Origin of the sequence: Streptomyces sp. NPDC035033 (genome assembly GCF_040636735.1) — a bacterium.
GTDB lineage: Bacteria > Actinomycetota > Actinomycetes > Streptomycetales > Streptomycetaceae > Streptomyces.
On sequence record NZ_JBEZUZ010000029.1, the window covers coordinates 51,742 to 71,240 of the forward strand.

16 protein-coding genes are annotated in these 19,499 nt (G+C 74.2%); 7 read left to right on the forward strand and 9 right to left on the reverse strand.

The window, feature by feature from the left end; genetic code table 11:
• Window positions 1-10 precede the first annotated feature (10 nt).
• Entirely contained in the window at window positions 11-646 is a 636-nt protein-coding gene (locus AB0E83_RS14935) for an HAD family hydrolase (protein ID WP_362110398.1), read from the forward strand.
• On the opposite strand, the gene AB0E83_RS14940 is transcribed toward AB0E83_RS14935, so the two are convergent.
• The gene (locus AB0E83_RS14940) at window positions 643-909 is read right to left on the reverse strand and encodes a hypothetical protein (protein WP_362110401.1); all 267 of its coding nucleotides are present in this window, start codon (window positions 907-909) and stop codon (window positions 643-645) included. The genes AB0E83_RS14935 and AB0E83_RS14940 overlap by 4 nt on opposite strands.
• A 143-nt stretch (window positions 910-1,052) precedes the next feature.
• On the opposite strand from AB0E83_RS14940, the gene AB0E83_RS14945 reads away from it, so the two are divergent.
• Window positions 1,053-1,436, forward strand: a complete 384-nt coding sequence (locus AB0E83_RS14945) for a cold-shock protein (protein ID WP_359530043.1) — start codon at window positions 1,053-1,055, stop codon at window positions 1,434-1,436.
• A 10-nt stretch (window positions 1,437-1,446) separates the two neighbouring features.
• On the opposite strand, the gene AB0E83_RS14950 is transcribed toward AB0E83_RS14945, so the two are convergent.
• The 4 genes from AB0E83_RS14950 to AB0E83_RS14965 all read right to left on the reverse strand — a co-directional run bounded on the left by AB0E83_RS14950 (window position 1,447) and on the right by AB0E83_RS14965 (window position 5,179).
• On the reverse strand, window positions 1,447-2,298 hold the full coding sequence (locus AB0E83_RS14950) for a 1,4-dihydroxy-6-naphthoate synthase (RefSeq protein ID WP_362110404.1): 852 nt from the start codon (window positions 2,296-2,298) through the stop codon (window positions 1,447-1,449).
• Window positions 2,289-3,029: a futalosine hydrolase gene (locus AB0E83_RS14955; RefSeq protein WP_362110407.1), complete on the reverse strand. Its 741-nt coding sequence runs from the start codon at window positions 3,027-3,029 to the stop codon at window positions 2,289-2,291. Before AB0E83_RS14955 ends, AB0E83_RS14950 begins: the two co-directional genes overlap by 10 nt.
• Before the next feature lie 7 nt (window positions 3,030-3,036).
• Window positions 3,037-3,516, reverse strand: a complete 480-nt coding sequence (locus AB0E83_RS14960; RefSeq protein WP_362110410.1) for a DUF2771 domain-containing protein — start codon at window positions 3,514-3,516, stop codon at window positions 3,037-3,039.
• A 286-nt stretch (window positions 3,517-3,802) separates the two neighbouring features.
• Complete coding sequence (locus AB0E83_RS14965) at window positions 3,803-5,179, reverse strand: MFS transporter (protein ID WP_362110413.1); 1,377 nt, start codon at window positions 5,177-5,179, stop codon at window positions 3,803-3,805.
• A 392-nt stretch (window positions 5,180-5,571) separates the two neighbouring features.
• Between AB0E83_RS14965 and AB0E83_RS14970 the strand changes: the two genes are divergently transcribed.
• Together AB0E83_RS14970 and AB0E83_RS14975 are read left to right on the forward strand one after the other, a co-directional pair.
• Complete coding sequence (locus AB0E83_RS14970; RefSeq protein ID WP_362110416.1) at window positions 5,572-6,498, forward strand: DUF3027 domain-containing protein; 927 nt, start codon at window positions 5,572-5,574, stop codon at window positions 6,496-6,498.
• Between the two features lie 638 nt (window positions 6,499-7,136).
• A complete protein-coding gene (locus tag AB0E83_RS14975; protein WP_362110448.1) occupies window positions 7,137-10,262 on the forward strand; it encodes a molecular chaperone Hsp90 in 3,126 nt (1,041 codons plus the stop codon).
• A gap of 93 nt (window positions 10,263-10,355) precedes the next feature.
• Here the strand turns inward: AB0E83_RS14975 and AB0E83_RS14980 are convergent, their stop codons facing one another.
• The 3 genes from AB0E83_RS14980 to AB0E83_RS14990 form a co-directional block, all read right to left on the reverse strand.
• A complete protein-coding gene (locus tag AB0E83_RS14980) occupies window positions 10,356-12,431 on the reverse strand; it encodes a protein kinase (RefSeq protein ID WP_362110418.1) in 2,076 nt (691 codons plus the stop codon).
• 58 nt (window positions 12,432-12,489) lie between these two features.
• On the reverse strand, window positions 12,490-14,910 hold the full coding sequence (locus AB0E83_RS14985) for an HAD-IC family P-type ATPase (RefSeq protein WP_362110421.1): 2,421 nt from the start codon (window positions 14,908-14,910) through the stop codon (window positions 12,490-12,492).
• Between the two features lie 88 nt (window positions 14,911-14,998).
• Entirely contained in the window at window positions 14,999-15,274 is a 276-nt protein-coding gene (locus tag AB0E83_RS14990) for a DUF2530 domain-containing protein (RefSeq protein ID WP_362110424.1), read from the reverse strand.
• 336 nt (window positions 15,275-15,610) lie between these two features.
• Here AB0E83_RS14990 and AB0E83_RS14995 point away from each other — a divergent pair, with 336 nt between their 5' ends.
• Window positions 15,611-17,062, forward strand: a complete 1,452-nt coding sequence (locus AB0E83_RS14995) for an NCS2 family permease (protein ID WP_362110427.1) — start codon at window positions 15,611-15,613, stop codon at window positions 17,060-17,062.
• On the opposite strand, the gene AB0E83_RS15000 is transcribed toward AB0E83_RS14995, so the two are convergent.
• Entirely contained in the window at window positions 17,032-17,283 is a 252-nt protein-coding gene (locus AB0E83_RS15000; protein WP_362110430.1) for a ribbon-helix-helix protein, CopG family, read from the reverse strand. The two genes, AB0E83_RS14995 and AB0E83_RS15000, sit on opposite strands and share 31 nt — an antisense overlap.
• A 318-nt stretch (window positions 17,284-17,601) precedes the next feature.
• Between AB0E83_RS15000 and AB0E83_RS15005 the strand changes: the two genes are divergently transcribed.
• Both AB0E83_RS15005 and AB0E83_RS15010 read left to right on the forward strand, forming a co-directional pair.
• Entirely contained in the window at window positions 17,602-18,045 is a 444-nt protein-coding gene (locus tag AB0E83_RS15005; RefSeq protein ID WP_362110433.1) for a MarR family transcriptional regulator, read from the forward strand.
• Window positions 18,046-18,070: 25 nt separating this feature from the next.
• Window positions 18,071-19,417: an MFS transporter gene (locus AB0E83_RS15010; protein WP_362110436.1), complete on the forward strand. Its 1,347-nt coding sequence runs from the start codon at window positions 18,071-18,073 to the stop codon at window positions 19,415-19,417.
• Window positions 19,418-19,499: the final 82 nt, after the last annotated feature.

Sequence of the window (19,499 nt, forward strand, 5' to 3'; positions counted from 1 at the left end):
CCTGGGCACAATGTCCCCCATGACGACGAACACGCGCCCCGGCCCGCTCACGGTCGGCTTCGACCTCGACCTGACGCTGCTCGACACCCGCCCCGGCATCAAGGCCGCCTTCGAGGCGTTCTCCGAGCGGTACGGCGTCGCGATCGACGCCGACCTCGTCGTCACCCGCCTCGGCCCGCCGCTGGAGCAGGAGATGGCCCACTGGGTCCCGGCCGAGCACGTCCCCGAGATGACCGCCCGCTACCGCGCCCTCTACGCCGACCACGCCATCGCGCCGACCGTCCCCATGCCCGGCGCCCGCGACGCCCTCGACGCCGTCCGCGAGGCGGGCGGCCGGACCGTCGTCGTCACCGCCAAGAACGGCCCGGACGCCGAGCGCCACTTCGCCCACCTGGGCATCGCGCCGGACGCGATCGTCGGCCGCCTCTTCGCCGAGGCCAAGGCGGAGGCGCTGCGCGCCCACGGCGCCTCGGTGTACGTCGGCGACCACGTCGGCGACGTGCGCGGCGCGAAGGCCGCCGACGCGTTCTCGGTCGCCGTCGCGACCGGTCCGTGCTCCCCCGAGGAGCTCCACGAGGCGGGCGCCGACGTGGTCCTGAAGGACCTGACGGACTTCCGCGCCTGGTGGAAGACGTACGTCCGCTAGGCGGTGCTCCGCCCCCGCCGGGCCTGCCGCCGCTGGGCCGCGACCGAGCGCAGCACCCCGGCGGCGGCGAGCGCGAAACCGACGCCCATCAGCATCGACACCAGGTAGGCGACGGTCGGGAACGGGTCGGTGCCGAGGAAGAGCGGAGCCACCGTCACCAGCGTCGCGACCGCCCCGATCGCGAAGACGACGACACCGGCCTTGACGAGACCGTCGCCCGGCGCGGAATCGTCCACCGGCTCTGTACGGGTTTCACTACGCATGGCGCCAGGGTAGTTCCCTGGCCACAGGAACAGCCCGGCGGCGTCTTGTCACCGGTCCCCCGACAGCTAGCCTTGGAGACCGCGGGCCGCTTTCGACCCGCTGTTTTTGCTACCCCGACGAGTCAACGAGGACGAGGACAGACGTGCCTACCGGCAAGGTCAAATGGTTCAACAGCGAGAAGGGCTTCGGCTTTCTCTCCCGTGACGACGGCGGTGACGTCTTCGTGCACTCGTCGGTGCTCCCTGCCGGAGTCGACGCACTGAAGCCGGGCCAGCGGGTGGAGTTCGGCGTCGTCGCGGGTCAGCGGGGTGACCAGGCGCTCTCCGTCACGGTCCTCGACCCGACCCCGTCGGTGGCGGCGGCGCAGCGCCGCAAGCCCGACGAACTGGCGTCGATCGTGCAGGACCTGACGACGGTCCTGGAGAACATCACGCCGATGCTGGAGCGCGGCCGGTACCCCGACAAGGCGGCCGGCAAGAAGATCGCCGGCCTGCTGCGGGCGGTCGCGGACCAGCTCGACGTCTGACCCCGTTCCCCTACGGGAAGGCGAGCGCGTCCGGGCCGAGGGGCGGCACCAGCCCCTCGGCCGCGGCCCGGGTGAGCAGCCCCCGGACCGCCGCGTAGCCGGCCTCGCCGAGGTCGGCGGTGAACTCGTTCACGTACAGCCCGATGTGCTGGTCGGCGACCTTCGGGTCCATCTCCTGCGCGTGCTCCATGACGTACGGCCGCGAGGCGTCCGGGTCGTCCCACGCCATCCGCACCGAGGCCCGGGCGGAGTCGGCGAGCAGCCGCAGCGTCTCCGCGCCGAGCGAGCGGCGCGCGACGATCGCGCCGAGCGGGATCGGCAGCCCGGTGGCGGACTCCCAGTGCTCGCCCATGTCCGCGAGCTTGTGCAGCCCGTACGCCTTGTACGTGAACCGGGCCTCGTGGATGACCAGCCCCGCGTCGACCTTGCCGTCCCGGACGGCGGGCATGATCTCGTGGAACGGCATCACGACGACCTCGCCGACCCCGCCCGGCACCGTCTCGGCCGCCCACAGCCGGAAGAGCAGGTACGCGGTCGAGCGCTCGCTCGGCACCGCGACCGTCCTCCCGGCGAGGTCCGCGCCGGCCGCCGCGTCCCGGGTGAGGACGAGCGGCCCGCAGCCGCGGCCCAGCGCGCCGCCGCAGGGCAGCAGCGCGTACTCGTCGAGGATCCACGGCAGGACCGCGTACGAGACCTTCAGGACGTCGTGGGTGTCGGTGCCGCCCTCCGCCCAGCCGTTGGTGACGTCGATGTCGGCGAAGGTGACGTCGAGGTGCGGGGCGCCGGGGACCCGGCCGTGGGCCCAGGCGTCGAAGACGAAGGTGTCGTTCGGACAGGGCGAGTAGGCGATCTTCAGCTGCACGGCCGTGCCTCCAGGGCGCAGAGGGTGGTTTCCAGGGCGCCCGCCGCCCGCCGCAGGACGGCCAGGGCGTCACCGACGCGCCAGGCGGCGCGGTCGCGGGGGCCGACGGCGTTCGACACGGCCCGCAGTTCGAGGACGGCGGCGCCGTGCGCGGCGGCGGCCTCGGCGACGCCGAAGCCCTCCATCGCCTCGGCGGCGGCCCCCGGGTGGCGGACGGCGAGCGCGTCGGCGCGGGCGGCGGTGCCGGTCACGGTGGAGACGGTCAGCACGCCGCCGGTGGTGTGCGGGAGCCCGGCGGCCGCGAGCGCGGCGGCGACGGGCCCGGTGAGGGCGGCGGGCACGCGGTGGACGGAGCGGCCGAAGCCCAGCTCCTCCACGGGCAGGTAGCCGTCGGGCGTGTCGGCGCCCAGGTCGGCGGCGACGATCGCGTCCGCGACGACGAGCGAGCCGAGCGGGGCACGGCCCGGGAAGCCGCCGGCGATCCCGGCGGAGACGACGAGCCCGTACGGCTCGCCGGCGAGCGCGGCGCGGGTCAGCGCGGCCCCGGTCGCGGCGGCGACGGCGGCGGGGCCGACCCCGCCCACGAGGACGTCCGCGTCCCCGTGGCGGCGCAGCACGAGGCCGCCCGGCACGGGAAGCTCCCCGCCCCGGCGGGCGGGCGCCGTGAGGCCGCCGGCGACGGAGTCCGCCTCCGCCGCCACGGCCGTCACGATCAGGATCCGGCAGCGCACCGGAGGATCAGGATTCCTTCTTCAGCTTGAAGTGCCAGATGCCGGTGAGCGTCTTGCCGGTGTTCTCGACGATCGTCACCTGCGTCTCGTTCGTCGCCTCGCCGGTCTGGCTGGAGAAGAACGCGCTGGCCGGGATGGACCGGTACGTCTTCTTGTACGGCTCCGGCTCGGCCTGCTGGCCGCCGAGGAAGATGGTCCAGCCGTTGTCGGCGATCTCCGGGTCCACACCGAAGCGGATCTTGTCGTCCATGGCGACGGTGATCGACTTCTCGGCCTTCTTGTTGAGGCACTTCTGGACGTCGGACTCCTTGATGGGGTCGCCGTCGTTGTAACAGGCGGCCTCGGAGTTGATCGATTCGCTCCCGACCGTGACGGTCGCGATCGGAGTCGGCTTTTCGCAGGCGGTGAGGACGAGGAGCCCGGCGGAGACGGCCCCGAGGGCGACGGCGGCCCGGCGGCGCGAGCCGGAGAAGAACGCAACGGTCATGAGCCGAAGGCTATCGGGCCGCCGCGCCGCTGCCACGCGGGGGTACGGCGTGCCGCGCCCCACAGCCCCGCACGGCGCGGCGGACGGGTGCGGGAACACGGGCGGCACGGGGCGCCGGGGAGGACGGCGGGCGGACGGTACGGGGGCCGGCGGTGCGGGTGGTGCGGGAGGCGTGGGGGCGTGGGGAGAGCCGGCGTGCGGGGGAAGGGCCGGGGCGGCGGTGCGGGCGGTACGGGGAGGGCCGGTGGCGCGGGGGCCCGGGCGGCTTTCGCCGGGCGCCGGCGGCTCAGGCGGCCTTCGCCGGGCGCGGGCGGTCGGAGGTGCCCGGCCGGCGCGACGACAGCAGCCCCCGTACGGCGAGGAAGGCGCCGAGCGCCAGGAACCCGGCGGCCACCGACATCCCCACCGTCCCGTCCAGCGGCATCGCGATCCCCAGGGCGCCGCCCACCACCCAGGCCATCTGGAGCGCCGTCTCCGAGCGGGCGAACGCCGAGGTCCGCACGGCCTCCGGCACGTCCCGCTGGATCAGCGCGTCCAGCGACAGCTTCGACAGGGCCTGGGTGAGCCCGGCGACCGCGCCGAGCACCGCCACCATCACCCCGCCGAAGAAGACGGCGGCGCAGACCGCCGCCGTCAGGACCGTCGTGATCATCGCCGCGATGATCACCTCGGGCCGGTGCCCCCGGTCCCGCAGCAGCGAGCCCGCCGCCGTCCCGCACGCGTTCCCCACCCCCGCCGCCACGCCCACGATCCCCAGCGACACCGCCGCCGACTGTCCCGACAGCGGATGCTCGCGCAGCAGGAACGCCAGGAAGAAGATCAGGAACCCGGAGAGCATCCGCTGCGCCGCGTTCGCCTGGAGCCCGTGCAGCACCGCCGGGCCCACCGTCCGCAGGCTCGGCTTCTTCTCGCCGTGCGTCAACAGGTGTGCCCGGCGCTCGCCCTTCGCCGAGTCCACCTTGTGCGGCATCCGCACCGCCCAGTACGTGCCGAGCAGGAACAGCGCGCACGCCCCGTACAGCGGCCAGCGCGGCCCGACCAGCTGGAGCCCCGCCCCGACCGGCGCGGCGACGCCCGTGGCGAGCAGCCCCGCGAGCGTCACCCGCGAGTTCGCCTTCACCAGCGAGAAGCCCGGTGGCAGCAGCCGGGGCACGACGGCGCTGCGCACCACCCCGTACGCCTTCGACGCCACCAGCACCCCGAGCGCCGCCGGGTACAGCTCCAGGCCGCCGGTGGCGACCGCGCCCGACATCAGCAGCGCGAGCACAGCCCGGGCGGACATCGCCGCCGCCATCGCCGCCCGCCGCCCGTGCGGCAGCCGGTCGAGGACCGGCCCGATGACGGGCGCGAGGAGGGTGAACGGGGCCATGGTGACGGCCAGGTAGAGCGCGACCCGGCCGCGGGCCTCGTCCGTGGGCACGGAGAAGAACACGGTCGAGGCGAGCGCCACGGTGATCATCACGTCGCCCGCGCCGTTGACCGCGTGCAGCTCGATCAGCTTCCCGAGCCCCGACTCGCCCGCCCCGTGCGCGTGCGTCGCCCGCCGGATCCCCTTCGCCGTCCCCGTGAACGGCAGGTGCAGGGCACGCCCCACCGACCGACCCGCTCGGCGGAGCGGCCCGGGACGCTCGTGGGATCGAACGGAGGACCGTGCGGCTGCCACCACCTCATAGTGCCCCACTGGCCCCCCGCCCGAACCGAGCCCGCCGAACCCGGGGTGTCGGCCCCGGGACCCGGGGGAGGGGACACGCCGGGACGGGCGCGGGATCGCACGCCCTCCCGGGCCCGATCCGGGTCACTTGGGGCACGCAGGTGGGCCCAGGCCCGCGAACGGGGTAGCGTGCGTAGCGCGCCACCGGCGGTTCCTCTCGGCCGCGCGCCCCTTCGGCATCCCGCAGAATGGATGACGATAGGTGCGCCCGAGACCTGCGAGATCCGGTCGGGCGCGGACGTCGATGCGGCCCCCAGGTCCGCTCCGCCCGCCCCGTTCCCGGAGCCCCGCTCCCGACCTCGGCCGGCGCACCCGTGAGACGGCGTAGGAGAGAAGCGAGACCTGTGAGTGCTGCGACGACGCGAACGCGTACCCCGCGAGCCCCGCGTACCCCGGCCCCCGACCGCCTCTGCGCCGAGGCCGTGGACCTCGCCCGCGAGGCGGCCGAAGAAGCCGCCGCGCCCGGCGTGGTCGGCGAGCACTCCGGGGTGGTGGCGGAGGGCGACCGGGTCGTCACGCACTACTTCGAGTCGAAGGAGCCCGGCTACCTCGGCTGGCGCTGGGCCGTCACCGTCACCCGCGCCTCCCGCGCCAAGAACGTCACGCTTGACGAAACCGTCCTGCTGCCCGGCCCCGACGCCCTCCTCGCGCCCGAGTGGGTCCCGTGGAGCGAGCGGCTGCGCCCCGGCGACCTCGGCCCCGGCGACCTCCTGCCGACCGAGCAGGACGACCCGCGCCTGGAGCCCGGCTACACCGGCGAGGACGCCCCGCCGCCGAACTCCGCCGTCTCCGAGGAGATGAGGGACCACCTCGACGCGGAGGACGCCGAGATCACCGACCGGGCGCCGACCCGCGGCGCCATCGCGGCCGTCGCGGACGAGCTCGGCATGGGCCGGGCCCGCGTCCTCTCCCGGTACGGCCTCCGGATCGCGGCCGACCGCTGGGACGAGGCGTTCGGCCCCCGTACGCCGATGGCCCAGGCGGCGCCCGCGAGCTGCCGGTCCTGCGCGTTCCTCGTCCCGCTGGCCGGGTCGCTGCGCCAGTCCTTCGGCCTGTGCGCCAACGAACTGTCCCCGGCGGACGGCCGCGTGGTCTCCCTCGAGTACGGCTGCGGCGGGCACTCGGAGGCGGCCGTCATGCCGACGCCGCCGCGGCCGGCGCCGCCGGTCCTCGACTCGACGGCGGTCGACGAGTTCCCCCTCCGTCCCGCCGCGGACTCCGGTTCGGTGGGCGCCCCCGACACCACCACAGAAGACCTGGGCCACTCCTGACCCCAGCCCCCTAGCGGCCCGAGCCCCCGCCGCGAGCCGCACCCGCCGCGGGCTGCGCCCTGCCGGCCCCGTCGCGGGCGGCCCCCCGCCTCGTCGCGGGCGGCGCCCGCGCCCCCTCGCGTGCCGCGCCCCCGTTGCGGGCTGCGCCCTGCTGGGCCCCCGTTGTGGGCAGGCGTTCCGCTGGGGCTGGGGGTCCCCCCTGGACGAAGTCCTTGGGGGAGGGTGGGCACAACGGAACGGCGCCCCGTACCGGGCCTAGGTTCCCGCGCCTGAACGCCCCGCACACGTGCGCCCGCACCGTGGGTGTGCCCACCCGTTCCGCCCAGCGGAACGATTGCCCACACGGTGGCGGACCGGAACGGCCCTGCCCGCTCGGTGGCGGAACCGGCCCGCCCGCACGGACCCGGCACGGGGCACCCGCACGGGTTCGGGACGGGTCCCGAACGGCCCCGGGGCAGGGCCCCACGCATGGCCCCGGGGGCGGGCTCCGCAGGGCCCCGGGAAGGGGCGGGTGCGGCTGAAGGCGCAGGTCGGAGGGGGCGGCGAGGCGCCGCGTGGCGAGAAGCGCGGCGTCGCTCGGGGGACGGCCGCCCCGGCGCGGTACCTTCGGCGCGGTACCGAAGGCCCGGCACAGCAGACTGGAGTCACACGTGAGCGTCACCGTCCGGACGACGACCGACGGAAGCGATCCCTTCGGCACCGCGCGGCTCCGCAGAGGCGTCCTGGACTCCTGGGCCGCCTCCCCGGCCCGGTTCCGCGAGGACGCGAACGCCGAGGAGGACCTCGCCCTCGGCGGCTACCGCGACCGCCTCGTCGTCGAACTGGCCCAGAACGCCGCCGACGCCGCCGCCCGCGCCGGCACCACCGGCCGCCTCCGGCTGACCCTGCACCCGGCGGACGCGGACAGCCCCGCCGTGCTGGCCGCCGCCAACACCGGCACCCCGCTCGACGCGGCCGGCGTCGAGTCGCTGGCCACCCTCCGCGCCTCCGCGAAGCGCGCGCAGGGCGAGGCCGTCGGCCGCTTCGGCGTCGGCTTCGCCGCCGTGCTCGCCGTCTCCGACGAACCGGCCGTCCTGAGCCGGCACGGCGGCGTCCGCTGGTCCCTCGCGGAGGCCCGCGAGCTCGCCGCGGACGTGGCCCGCCACAGCCCGGGCCTCGGCGACGAACTGCGCCGCAGGGACGGCCACGTACCCCTCCTGCGGCTGCCGCTGCCCGCCGAGGGCGCCGCGCCCGCCGGGTACGACACCGTCGTCGTCCTCCCGCTCCGCGACGCCGCCGCGCACGACCTCGCCGAACGGCTCCTCGCGGCCGTCGACGACGCGACGCTGCTCACTCTTCCGGGTCTCGCCGAGATCGTCGTGGAGACCCCGGACGGAGTACGCACCCTGACCCGTTCCGAGGCGGACGGGTACGTGCGGATCGAGGACTCCGCCGCCGAGGGCCCGCACCGCTGGCGGACCGTCACCCGCACCGGCCCCCTCGACGCCGCCCTCCTCGCCGACCGCCCGGTCGAGGAGCGGCTGCGCCCGCACTGGTCGGTCACCTGGGCCGTGCCGGTGGACGCCGACGGCGCCCCCCGCTACCCGCGCACCGCGCCCGTCGTGCACGCGCCGACGCCCACCGACGAACCGCTCGGCATCCCCGCCCTGCTCATCGCCTCGCTGCCGCTGGACACGGCCCGCCGCCACCCGGCGCCGGGGCCGCTGACGGACTTCCTGGTGCAGCGGGCGGCCGACGCGTACGCCGAACTCCTCGCCGACTGGCGTCCGGTGACCAGCTCCGCGCTCGACCTGGTGCCGGGCCCCCTGGGCAAGGGCCACCTCGACGGGTCGCTGCGCGCGGCGATCCTCGACCGGCTGCCGCGCGTCGCGTTCCTCGCGCCGGCGGTGGCGACGGAGGACGTGCCGGCGCTCCGCCCGATCGAGGCGGAGGTCGTCGAGGGCGCGGGCGCGGAGACGGTCGCGGTCCTCGCCGAGGTCTTCCCGGGGCTCCTCCCGGCGGGCCTGGAGCGCCGCCCCGAGCTGCGCACGCTCGGCGTGGGCCGGATGCCGCTGACGGAGGCGGTGGACCGGCTCGCGGGCGTGGAGCGGACGCCGGGCTGGTGGCGGCGGCTGTACGACTCCCTCGCCGGGGTGGACCCGGACCGGCTCACCGGCCTGCCGGTGCCGCTGGACTCGGGGCGGACGGCGATCGGCCCCCGGCAGGTCCTCCTGCCGCTGGAGGGCACCCCGAAGGAGCTGTCCCGGCTCGGCCTGAAGGTGGCGCACCCGGAGGCCGCGCACCCGATCCTGGAGAAGCTGGGCGCCCTCCCGGCCACGCCCCGCGCCGTCCTGACGACCCCCCAGGTCCGGGAGGCGGTCGTGAACTCCATGGACGCGGCCGACGCCTGGGACCTCGACGCGCCGGAGCTGGACGCGGACGAACTCGTCGAGACGGTCCTCGGTCTCGTCCGGGACGCGAACCTGGAGCCCGGCGACGAGCCGTGGCTCGGCGCGCTCGCCCTCCCCGACGAGGACGGCGAACTGGCCCCCGCGGCCGAACTGCTCCTGCCCGGTTCGGCGTTCGCCTCCGTCGTCCGCGCGGGCGAACTCGCCTACGTCGACGGGGAGCTGGCCGCCCGCTGGGGCGAGGCCCCGCTCGCCGCCTGCGGCGTCCTCGCGAACTTCACGCTGGTCCGCGCCACCGACCTGGTCCTCGACCCCGACGACCTGGACCCCCGGGAGAGCGACTACCCGGAGCCGGACGACGCGGGCCTCCTGGACGCGGTCGACGTGTGGTGCGAGGACGTTCTCGACCGGCTGCCGATGACCGTGGTGCCGCCGGTGGCCACGGAGATCGTGGCGGTCCGGGACCTGGACCTGGTCGACGACGACGCCTGGCCGCGGGCGCTCGCCCTGCTGGCCCGGCCGCCGCTGCGGGACGCCCTGACCCAGCCCGTGCGGATCCTCCTGCCGGACGGCACGACGGAGACGGTCCGCCCGTACACGGCCTGGTGGCTGCGCGACCACCCGGTCCTCGACGGCCGCCGCCCGGCGGGCCTGCGCGCGGACGGCACCGACCCGCTCCTCGCCGGCCTGTACGACTCCGTCGACGCGACCGGCTTCGAGGACGAGCAGGTCCTGCGCGCCCTGGGCGTCCGCACCTCGGTGGCGGCCCTCCTCGACGAGCCCGGCGGCGCGGCGGAGCTCCTGGCCCGCCTGGCCGACCCGGACCGCGAGGTCACCGGCGCCCAGCTGCACGCCCTGTACACGGCCCTGGCCGACCTGGACCCGGCGCAGGTCACCCTCCCCGACGAGCTGCGCGCGGTGGTGGACGGCGTGCCGGTCGTCGTCGACGCGGCGGAGGCGCTGGTGGCGGACGCCCCCGACCTCCTCCCCCTCACGGAGGGCCTGCCGCTCCTGCCGGTCTCCCCGTCCCGCGCCGCCGACCTCGCGGAGCTGCTCCAGGTCCGCATGCTGAGCGAGACGGTCGAGGCGGAGGTCACCACGGAGGGCGAGGAGCACGAGGTGCCCGCCTCGGTCCACGCCCTTCTCGGCCCCTCCACCCCCGCCACGTACGTGGAGCACGAGGAGCTCCGGGCGGGCGGCGTCGAGCTCGACTGGCGCCGCACCCCCGACGGCACGCTCCACGCCGCCACCCTGGAGGGCGTGGCCGCCGCCCTCGCCTGGGCCACCCGCCAGTGGCCCCGCCGCTTCGAGGTGGCCGCCCTCCTCGAAGACCCGTCCCGCACGACGGAACTGGCCCGCGACCGCTGGTTCGACTAGCGGCCGGACGTCACGTCGTCCACCTCGGCGACGGCGACGGCGACGGCGACGGCGCCCGGGCGCACGGGCCGGCCGGCGGGAGCGCGTCGTGGGTCAGCCGGTGGGGGAAGGGGCGAGGAAGGAGTGGATCCGGGCTCCCGGAGCGGACGAGACGATGATGTCCCCGAGGACGACGGGACGCGCCGACGGGGGGACCGGGCCGGTCCCCCCGGGCACGGAGCCGGCGGGCGGCTTCCGCTGCCACACGATTCCGCCGGTGCGCCGGTCCAGGGCGAAGGTCGTGCCGTCGAGCCCGGTGAAGTGGACGCGGCCCCCTCCCTCCCGGGGCGCCGAGAGGGAGTGCTGAAGCGTGGTGGTCGACCACACCCGCTTCCGGGAGGAAAGGTCGTAGGCGCTGACGACCCCGCCGTCCCGGAAGGTGTAGAGGGTGTCCTCGATGATGCCGAGCACCTCTTCGGCCTGGCTCAGCGGGATCGACCTCACGGCCCCGGTGGCCATGCTCAGCTGCCGGAACACGAGTCCGCCGGTGTCCTCGGAGATGAGCAGGGCGGTGTTGCCGTGGACCCCGAGCACGCGCGAACGGGCCGGCAGACTCCGCTTCTTCTGCAGCTTCGACGAGCCGGTGACGAGAAGGGCGACCTCCACCTCCTGGTGCTTGTCGTCGACCCGCACCACATGGGTGCCGCCGCCCGACCCTTGGTCGGGGTCGGTCACGAAGTGGCTCCAGCGACCCTCGACGCTCCACGCGGGTTCCGCCGCGGCCGGCGTGACGGTGGCCACGAGGCGTCCGTTCCGCAGACAGAGCAGGTACTCCTCGTCGAGACGGCAGTCGTCCGCGCCGAGGACCGTCTGTTCCCCGGCGGGTTCGCCCGTCCCGGGATCGAATCGCCGCACGGTGTGGCGGGAGACGCCGTTGTCGTGGACGGAGGTGAGCGTGTAGACGCCCTCGGGCGTGACGCTCATGCTCACGGGGGCCGGGTGGTCGCCGGCCTGCTCCCAGACCACCGCCCCGGTCCGGGCGTCCACGCGAGCCGCGAGCGTGCCGGGGCCGCTGCACCACAAGGCGGGGAATTCGTACTGGCAGGCCGCCATGTCGACCATCGCTCCTGTGGGTGACTCCCGCAGCCGCGTGCTCCACGGCTTCCACCCCGGCATCCGTACCGGTGCCGCCGTCGCCTTCGGCGTCGGGCGGGTCGTCGCGGTGGCCGGGCCCGTCGCGCGGCCCGTCGGGTTTTCGTCCGGCCACCACGTCCAGGCTCCCGCCACCAGCGCACCCGCGCCCAGCACCGCGCCCGCGGCCAGGGCGGCACGGCGACGGGTCACGCGGAGGCGTCTCGTCTCGGCGGCCTTGGCGGAGGCGCGCCGTGTGCGGCGGGAGGAGAGGAGGGTGAGGAGGGCCTCGGGGGTGGGGCGGGCCGCCGGGTCCTTGGACAGGCAGGGGACGACCACGGAGCGGAGGGAGTCGGGGAGGCCGGTCAGGTCGGGTTCCTCGTGGACCGCGTTCCACGCGATCGCGTAGGGGGTGTCGCCGTCGAAGGGGCCGTGGCCCGTCGCCGCGTACACCAGGACCGCGCCGAGGGCGAAGACGTCCGCCGCCGGGCCCGCGTCGCGGGGGGTGCGGAACTGTTCGGGGGCCATGAAGAGCGGCGTGCCGAGGATCTGGCCGCTCTGGGTGAGGGCCGTCGCGTCGACGACCCGCGAGATGCCGAAGTCGATGACGCGGGGGCCGTCGTCCGCCAGCAGGATGTTTCCGGGTTTCAGGTCGCGGTGGACGAGGCCCGCCCGGTGGATGTCCCGGAGGGCCTCGCAGAGGCCGGAAGCGAGGCGCCAGGTCGCGTCGGCGGAGAGCGGGCCCCGCTCGGCGACGACTGCCGCGAGCGTGGGCCCGTCGACGTAGGCCGTCGCCATCCAGGGCACGGGCCCCGTCGTGTCCGCGTCCAGGACGGGTGCGGTGAAGGCGCCGCTGACCTGGCGCGCGGCCTGTACCTCGCGGGCGAAGCGTTCGCGGAAGCCGGGGCGGGCGGCGAGTTCCTCGCGGATGACCTTGACGGCGACGGCCCGGCCGGAGGGCGAGTGCGCGAGGTACACGTCACCCATGCCGCCGCTGCCGAGCGGCCCGTCGACCTCGTAGTGCCCGAGCGCGGCCGGCCGCGCGTCCCCCGTCGCCATTCCCACCCCCGGTCGATGATCACGTGTGCGATCGACCGGACACCCTAGCGAGTGGCCGCTACGCCGGGAACCTGTGGTCCACCCACCGCCAGGCGGCCTCCAGGAGGGCTCCGGCCGTCGCCGCGACGGCGACGGCCGCCCAGGGCATGGTGGTGCCGACGAGCTTGAGGGCGAAGAAGTCCTGGAGCCAGGGGACGGCGAGGACCAGGAGGAAGGCGCCGGCCATGGTGGCGACGAGGGCGATCCGCCACCAGGTGTAGGGGCGGGCGATGATCGCGAGGACCCACAGGGATACCAGGAAGAGGGTGAGGGTGGCGGCGCTGGTCTCGGCGCCGAGCGCGTCCGCGCCGGTGTAGTGGTGGCGGGCGAGGAGGTAGCTGGTGAAGGTGGCGGCCGCCGCGATGACGCCGCCGGGGACCGCGTACCGCATGACCCGCCGGACGAAGTGCGGTTTGGCGCGTTCCTTGTTGGGGGCGAGGGCGAGGAAGAAGGCGGGGACGCCGATGGTGAGGGTGGAGAGCAGGGTCAGGTGCCTCGGGAGGAAGGGGTACTCGATCTGGGAGACGACGACCAGGACGGCGAGCAGCACCGAGTAGACGGTCTTCGTGAGGAAGAGGGTCGCCACGCGGGTGATGTTGCCGATGACCCGGCGGCCCTCGGCGACGACCGACGGGAGGGTCGCGAAGGAGTTGTTCAGGAGGACGATCTGGGCGACGGCCCGGGTCGCCTCGGAGCCGGAGCCCATGGAGACGCCGATGTCGGCGTCCTTGAGCGCGAGGACGTCGTTGACGCCGTCGCCGGTCATGGCGACGGTGTGCCCGTGGGACTGGAGCGCGGCGACCATGTCCCGCTTCTGCTGGGGGGTGACCCGGCCGAAGACCGCGTTGTCGTCGAGGACGCGGGCCATCTTCTCGCGGTCGGCGGGGAGGGTGCGGGCGTCGACGGTGTGCTCGGCGCCGGGCAGGCCGAGCTTGCCGGCGACCGCGCCGACGGAGACGGCGTTGTCGCCGGAGATGACCTTGGCGGCGACGTCCTGGTCGGCGAAGTAGGCGAGGGTGTCGGCGGCGTCGGGCCGCAGCCGCTGTTCGAGGACGACGAGGGCGGTGGCGCGGGCGTCCGCCGCCACGTCGGGGGCGTCGAGCGCGCGGGCGGTGCGGGCGAGGAGGAGGACCCGCAGGCCCTGTTCGTTGAGCCGGTCGGTCTCGGCGAGGGCCGGGTCGCCGTCCGGGAGGAGGACGTCGGGGGCGCCGAGCAGCCAGGTGGACTCCTCGCCGTCGCCCTCGCTGAACGCGGCGCCGCTGTACTTGCGGGCGGAGGAGAAGGGCAGGGCCTCGGTGCAGCGCCACTCCTCGGCGTCGGGGAAGGCGGCGGCGACGGCCTGGAGGGAGGCGTTGGGGCGGGGGTCGGACTCGCCGAGGGCGCCGAGCACCTTGCGGACGTACGGCTCGTCCGCACCGTTCAGGACGCGGACCTCGGTGACGTCCATGCCGCCCTCGGTGAGGGTGCCGGTCTTGTCGAGGCAGACGACGTCGACCCGGGCCAGGCCCTCGATCGCGGGCAGCTCCTGCACCAGGCACTGTTTCCGGCCGAGCCGGATGACGCCGATGGCGAAGGCGACGGAGGTGAGGAGGACGAGCCCCTCGGGGATCATCGGGACGATGCCGCCGACAGTCCGGGCCACGGAGTTCTTGAGGTCGGTGTCCTTGACGACGAGCTGGCTGATGATCAGGCCGATCGCGGTGGGGACCATCATCCACGTCACGTACTTGAGGATCGTGGAGATGCCGGAGCGCAGCTCGGAGTGGACGAGGGTGAAGCGGGACGCCTCCTCGGCGAGCTGGGCCGCGTACGCCTCCCGGCCGACCTTGGTGGCGGTGAAGGCGCCGCCGCCGGCGACGACGAAGGAGCCGGACATGACGGGGTCGCCGGGGCGTTTGACGACGGGGTCGGCCTCGCCGGTGAGGAGGGACTCGTCGATCTCCATGCTGTCGGCCTCGGCGACGACGCCGTCGACGACGACCTTGTCGCCGGGGCCGAGCTCGATGAGGTCGCCGAGGACGATCTCGGAGGTGGAGATGCCGGCGGCGACCCCGTCGCGCCGGACGGTGGGTTTCGCCTCGCCGATGACGGCGAGCCCGTCGAGGGTCTTCTTGGCGCGGAGTTCCTGGATGATGCCGATGCCGGTGTTGGCGACGATCACGAAGCCGAAGAGGCTGTCCTGGATCGGGGCGACGACCAGCATGATCACCCAGAGGACGCCGATGATCGCGTTGAAGCGGGTGAAGACGTTGGCCCGGACGATGTCGACGGTGGAGCGGGAGCTGCGGACGGGGACGTCGTTGACCTCGCCGCGGGCGACGCGTTCGGCGACCTCGGCGGAGGTGAGCCCGGCGAGCCGGTGGACGACGGGCGGTTCCGGTTCGGCCGGGGCCTCCCGGGTGCCGCCGCTTTCCGTGTCGATCTTCGCCCGCTGCGTCATGTTCTCGACGGTACGACCGGAACCGACCGTTCACCTGCCGAGGAGCGGCAGGATCCGACCGCGGGAGGAGCGGAATCGTCCCGTGGTACTACCGGGCGGGGCCTCCGGCGGCCTCCTGCGCCGTCCGGTGCCGCTTGATGGCGGCGTCGCGCTTGCGCACGTACCAGATGCCGAGCAGTCCGAGGCCGCCGCCGGCCAGGCAGGTCCACACCCACCAGGTGAGGTCGCGGTCTTCGAACCAGCCGTAGAAGGGGACCTGGACGAGGAAGAGGACGAACCAGAGGATCGTGCCGCCGGTGATCGTGCCGACGACGGGGCCCTCCAGGGGTTCGGGTGCCTCGTGCTTGGGTGTCCACTTCGCCATGGAGCCAGTCTAGGCGGCGGGGTCGCGGGACCGGCGGGGCCGTCCGTGCCGCGCGGTCCCTCCCGGGGGCCTTCGAAATCCTCCGGGGCTTCCGGGGGCCTCCAGGGCTTTACGGGGGGCCCGGCCTCCAGTGCCCCTGGGGCCCTCCGGGGCTTCTGAGGTCTTCCGGGGGGCCTCCGGAGGCCCGCGCGGGGTCCTTCGCAGGGTCCGCCCGGGTTCTACGCGCGGAGATGGACTCGCCCTCGTTCATGTGTTCATACTGAAACGGTTTGCCTATGGCGGGTTTCCTTCGTATGAACCGCCAAAAGGACTTCTTCCCGAAGAGGAACCCACTCCATGAGCTCCACGGCCACCGCCAAGGCCCCCGCCCCCGAGCCGCAGACCCCCCAGGGGTCCGCCTCGGCCCTCGACCGCTACTTCAAGATCTCCGAGCGCGGCTCCACCGTCGCCCGCGAGGTCCGGGGCGGTTTCGCCACCTTCTTCGCGATGGCCTACATCATCGTGCTGAACCCGATCATCCTCGGCAGCGCCAAGGACATGTACGGGCACCAGCTCGACGGCGGCCAGCTCGTCACCGCCACCGTCCTCACGGCGGCCTTCTCCACGCTCCTCATGGGCGTCATCGGCAACGTCCCGATCGCGCTCGCCGCCGGACTCGGCGTCAACACCGTCGTCGCCCTCCAGCTCGCGCCCAAGATGTCCTGGCCGGACGCCATGGGCATGGTCGTCCTCGCCGGCATCGTCGTGATGCTGCTGGTCGCCACCGGCCTGCGCGAGCGCGTCATGAACGCCGTCCCGGTCGGCCTGCGCAAGGGCATCGCGATCGGCATCGGCCTCTTCATCATGCTGATCGGCCTCGTCGACTCGGGCTTCGTCTCCCGCATCCCCGACGCCGCGCACACCACCGTCCCGCTCCAGCTCGGCACCGGCGGACACCTCACCGGCTGGCCGGTCCTGGTCTTCGTCCTGGGCACCCTGCTCACCCTCGCCCTGATCATCCGCAAGGTGCCGGGCGCGATCCTCATCTCGATCGTCGTCATGACGATCGTCGCCATGGTGATCAACGCGGTGGCGAACGTCCCGTCCTGGGGCCTGACCACCCCGGAGTGGCCCGGCAACCCGGTCGCCACCCCGGACTTCGGCCTGGTCGGCGAGGTCAGCCTCTTCGGCGGCTTCGACAAGGTCGGCCTGCTGACCGGCGTCCTCTTCGTCTTCACCGTCCTGCTGTCCTGCTTCTTCGACGCCATGGGCACGATCCTCGGCGTCGGCGACGAGGCCAAGCTGATGGACAAGGACGGCAACTTCCCGGGCATCAACAAGGTCCTGCTCGTCGACGGCCTGGCCGTCGCCTCCGGCGGCGCGACCTCCTCGTCCGCCACCACCTGCTTCGTGGAGTCCACGGCGGGCGTCGGCGAGGGCGCCCGCACGGGTCTCGCCTCGGTCGTCACGGGCGGTCTGTTCTCGGTGGCGCTGTTCCTCACGCCGCTCGCGACCATGGTGCCGTCGCAGGCGGCGACCCCCGCGCTGCTCGCGGTGGGCTTCCTGATCCTGGCCGGGTCGATCAAGGAGATCGACTGGAGCGACTTCACCATCGCGGTGCCGGCGTTCCTGGCCATGCTGATGATGCCGTTCACGTACTCGATCACCAACGGCATCGGCATCGGCTTCATCAGCTTCAGCGTGCTGCGGCTCGCGGCCGGCCGGGGCCGTGAGGTGCCGGTGGCCATGTACGCGGTCTCGGCGATCTTCGTCTTCTACTACGCGATGCCGGCGCTGGGCCTGACCTGACCGAGCGGGGCGGCGGCGGGGCCGGGAGGCTCCGGCTCCGCCCCGTCCCCGTAGAACTTCTCCGTCTCCTCGACGGCGGTTTTGAACCGCTCGTCGAAGTCCTCTCGAACGAGCGTCCGGACGACATAGTCCTGGACGCTCATTCCTCTTTTCGCGGCGTGACGCTTGAGCCGGTCGAGCAGCTCACTGTCGATGCGCAGGCTGAGCACTGTCGATCCCATGCCGTTCAGGGTCGTGGCTGCCGGGGCCTCTTTGCGTCACTTTCTGGATCCAGCTCACTCATTTGGGTGATGCATGGATATCGACCCGTGATCTGAACGGACGCGACGGGTACGCCGTGACGCCGCGCCGGACGCGACGGGTGGGCCGCGACGCCGCGCCCGGCGCGGGATCGCGACGCCGTGACGGGTGCGCCGCGATCCCGCGCCGGACGTGGTCCCGCGCCGGTCCGCGGGCGATCCGCGCGGGGCCGGCGTGATGTGTGCGACACGCGGCACCCCGATTGGTCCTTAGAGAGAGTAATGAGTTAGGCTAACTACATGCCTGACCTGTCCCACGGCACCGCCGACGACGCCGCGGCCGTGAACGCGATCCGCTCGTCCGTCATGCGGCTGGGCCGGCGCCTCAAGCGCCAGCGCGTCGACGAGACGCTGAGCCCGACCGAGATGTCGGTGCTCGGCACCCTGGCCCTCTGCGGCTCCGCCACCCCCGGTGAGCTGGCCCGCAAGGAACACGTCCAGCCGCCGTCGATGACCCGCATCGTCGCCCTGCTCGAAGCCAAGGGACTGGTCCGGCTGGAGCCGCATCCCGACGACCGCCGGCAGAAGGTGGTCAGCCCGACCGAGCGGGCCGAAGCCATGCTCGAAGACGCCCGCCGCAAGCGGAACGCCTGGCTGGCCGCCCTCGTCGAGGGTCTGGACGAGGACGAGTGGGCCGTACTGCGCGCGGCCGCTCCGGTCCTGGAGAAGCTCGCCCACCTCTAACCGAGCGCCAAGGAGGCGACGCACTGTGAGCACGGGACCCGGAGCAGACTCCGCACCCGTCCATAAACCCACCCTCAAGACCCGTGGGCGGGGGGAAACCTTCTCCTCGCTCTCGATCCGGAACTACCGGCTCTTCTTCACCGGAGCGATCGTCTCCAACACCGGTACGTGGATGGCCCGGATCACCCAGGACTGGCTGGTCCTGAGCCTCACCGGCTCGGCCGCCGCCGTCGGCGTCACCACGGCCCTGCAGTTCCTGCCGATGCTCCTCTTCGGCCTGTACGGCGGAGTGATCGCCGACCGCTACCCGAAGCGGCGCCTGCTCCTCGTCAGCCAGGCCGCGCTCGGCCTGTGCGGGCTCGCGCTCGCCGCCCTCACCCTCTCCGGACACGTCCAGGTCTGGCACGTCTACCTGATCGCCTTCCTCCTCGGCATGGTGACGGTCGTCGACAACCCGGCCCGGCAGTCCTTCGTCTCCGAGCTGGTCGGCCCCGACCGGCTCCGCAACGCGGTCTCGCTCAACTCGGCCAACTTCCAGTCCGCCCGGCTCGTCGGCCCCGCCGTCGCCGGCGTGCTGATCGCCGGCGTCGGCAGCGGCTGGGCCTTCCTCATCAACGGCCTCTCCTTCCTCGCCCCGCTGACCGCCCTGTGGCTGATGCGCACCTCCGAGCTCCACAAGGTGGAGCGCGCCCCGCGCGGCAAGGGCCAGCTCCGGGAGGGCCTGCGGTACGTCGCCGGGCGCCCCGACCTGATCTGGCCGATCGTCCTGGTCGGCTTCATCGGCACCTTCGGGTTCAACTTCCCGATCTGGCTGACCGCCTTCTCCGACGAGGTCTTCCACGTCGGCGCCGGCACGTACGGCTTCCTCAACACCCTGATGGCGGCCGGCTCCCTCGCGGGCGCCCTGCTCGCGGCCCGGCGCGGCTCGACCCGGCTGCGGATGCTGGTGATCGCCGCGGGCGTCTTCGGCGCCCTGGAGATCGCGGCGGCGTTCTCGCCGTCGTTCTGGCTCTTCGCGCTGCTGCTCGTGCCCATCGGCATGATCGGCCTCACGGTCAACATCACCGCCAACTCGGCCGTCCAGATGGCGACCGACCCGGTCATGCGCGGCCGGGTGATGAGCCTCTACATGATGGTCTTCGCCGGCGGCACGCCGATCGGCGCGCCGCTGCTCGGCTGGGTCACCGACACGTACGGCGCCCGCGTCGGCTTCGCGACCGGCGGCCTGGTCTCCCTCGCCGCGGCGGCCGTCATCGGCCTGATCCTGGCCCGGATCGGCAACCTGAGGCTCGCGATGGCCTGGCGCCACGGCCACCCGAGCCTCCGCTTCGTCCCGCGCGCCGCACCGGAACGACTGGCCGCGGCGGCCTGATCCGCACCGTTCCGCCGGAGGGCGGGGGGGGGGGTCGCCCCCGGGGCCCCCCCCCCCCCCCCCCGCGCCGCGCAGCTGGGCG

Coding starts and splice junctions, on each gene's coding strand:
- AB0E83_RS14935 (WP_362110398.1), top strand. CDS start 11: ATGTCCCCCATGACGACGAACACGCGCCCCGGCCCGCTCACGGTCGGC.
- AB0E83_RS14940 (WP_362110401.1), bottom strand. CDS start 909: ATGCGTAGTGAAACCCGTACAGAGCCGGTGGACGATTCCGCGCCGGGC.
- AB0E83_RS14960 (WP_362110410.1), bottom strand. CDS start 3,516: ATGACCGTTGCGTTCTTCTCCGGCTCGCGCCGCCGGGCCGCCGTCGCC.
- AB0E83_RS14980 (WP_362110418.1), bottom strand. CDS start 12,431: ATGGCGACGGGGGACGCGCGGCCGGCCGCGCTCGGGCACTACGAGGTC.
- AB0E83_RS14985 (WP_362110421.1), bottom strand. CDS start 14,910: ATGACGCAGCGGGCGAAGATCGACACGGAAAGCGGCGGCACCCGGGAG.
- AB0E83_RS14990 (WP_362110424.1), bottom strand. CDS start 15,274: ATGGCGAAGTGGACACCCAAGCACGAGGCACCCGAACCCCTGGAGGGC.
- AB0E83_RS14995 (WP_362110427.1), top strand. CDS start 15,611: ATGAGCTCCACGGCCACCGCCAAGGCCCCCGCCCCCGAGCCGCAGACC.
- AB0E83_RS15000 (WP_362110430.1), bottom strand. CDS start 17,283: ATGGGATCGACAGTGCTCAGCCTGCGCATCGACAGTGAGCTGCTCGAC.
- AB0E83_RS15005 (WP_362110433.1), top strand. CDS start 17,602: ATGCCTGACCTGTCCCACGGCACCGCCGACGACGCCGCGGCCGTGAAC.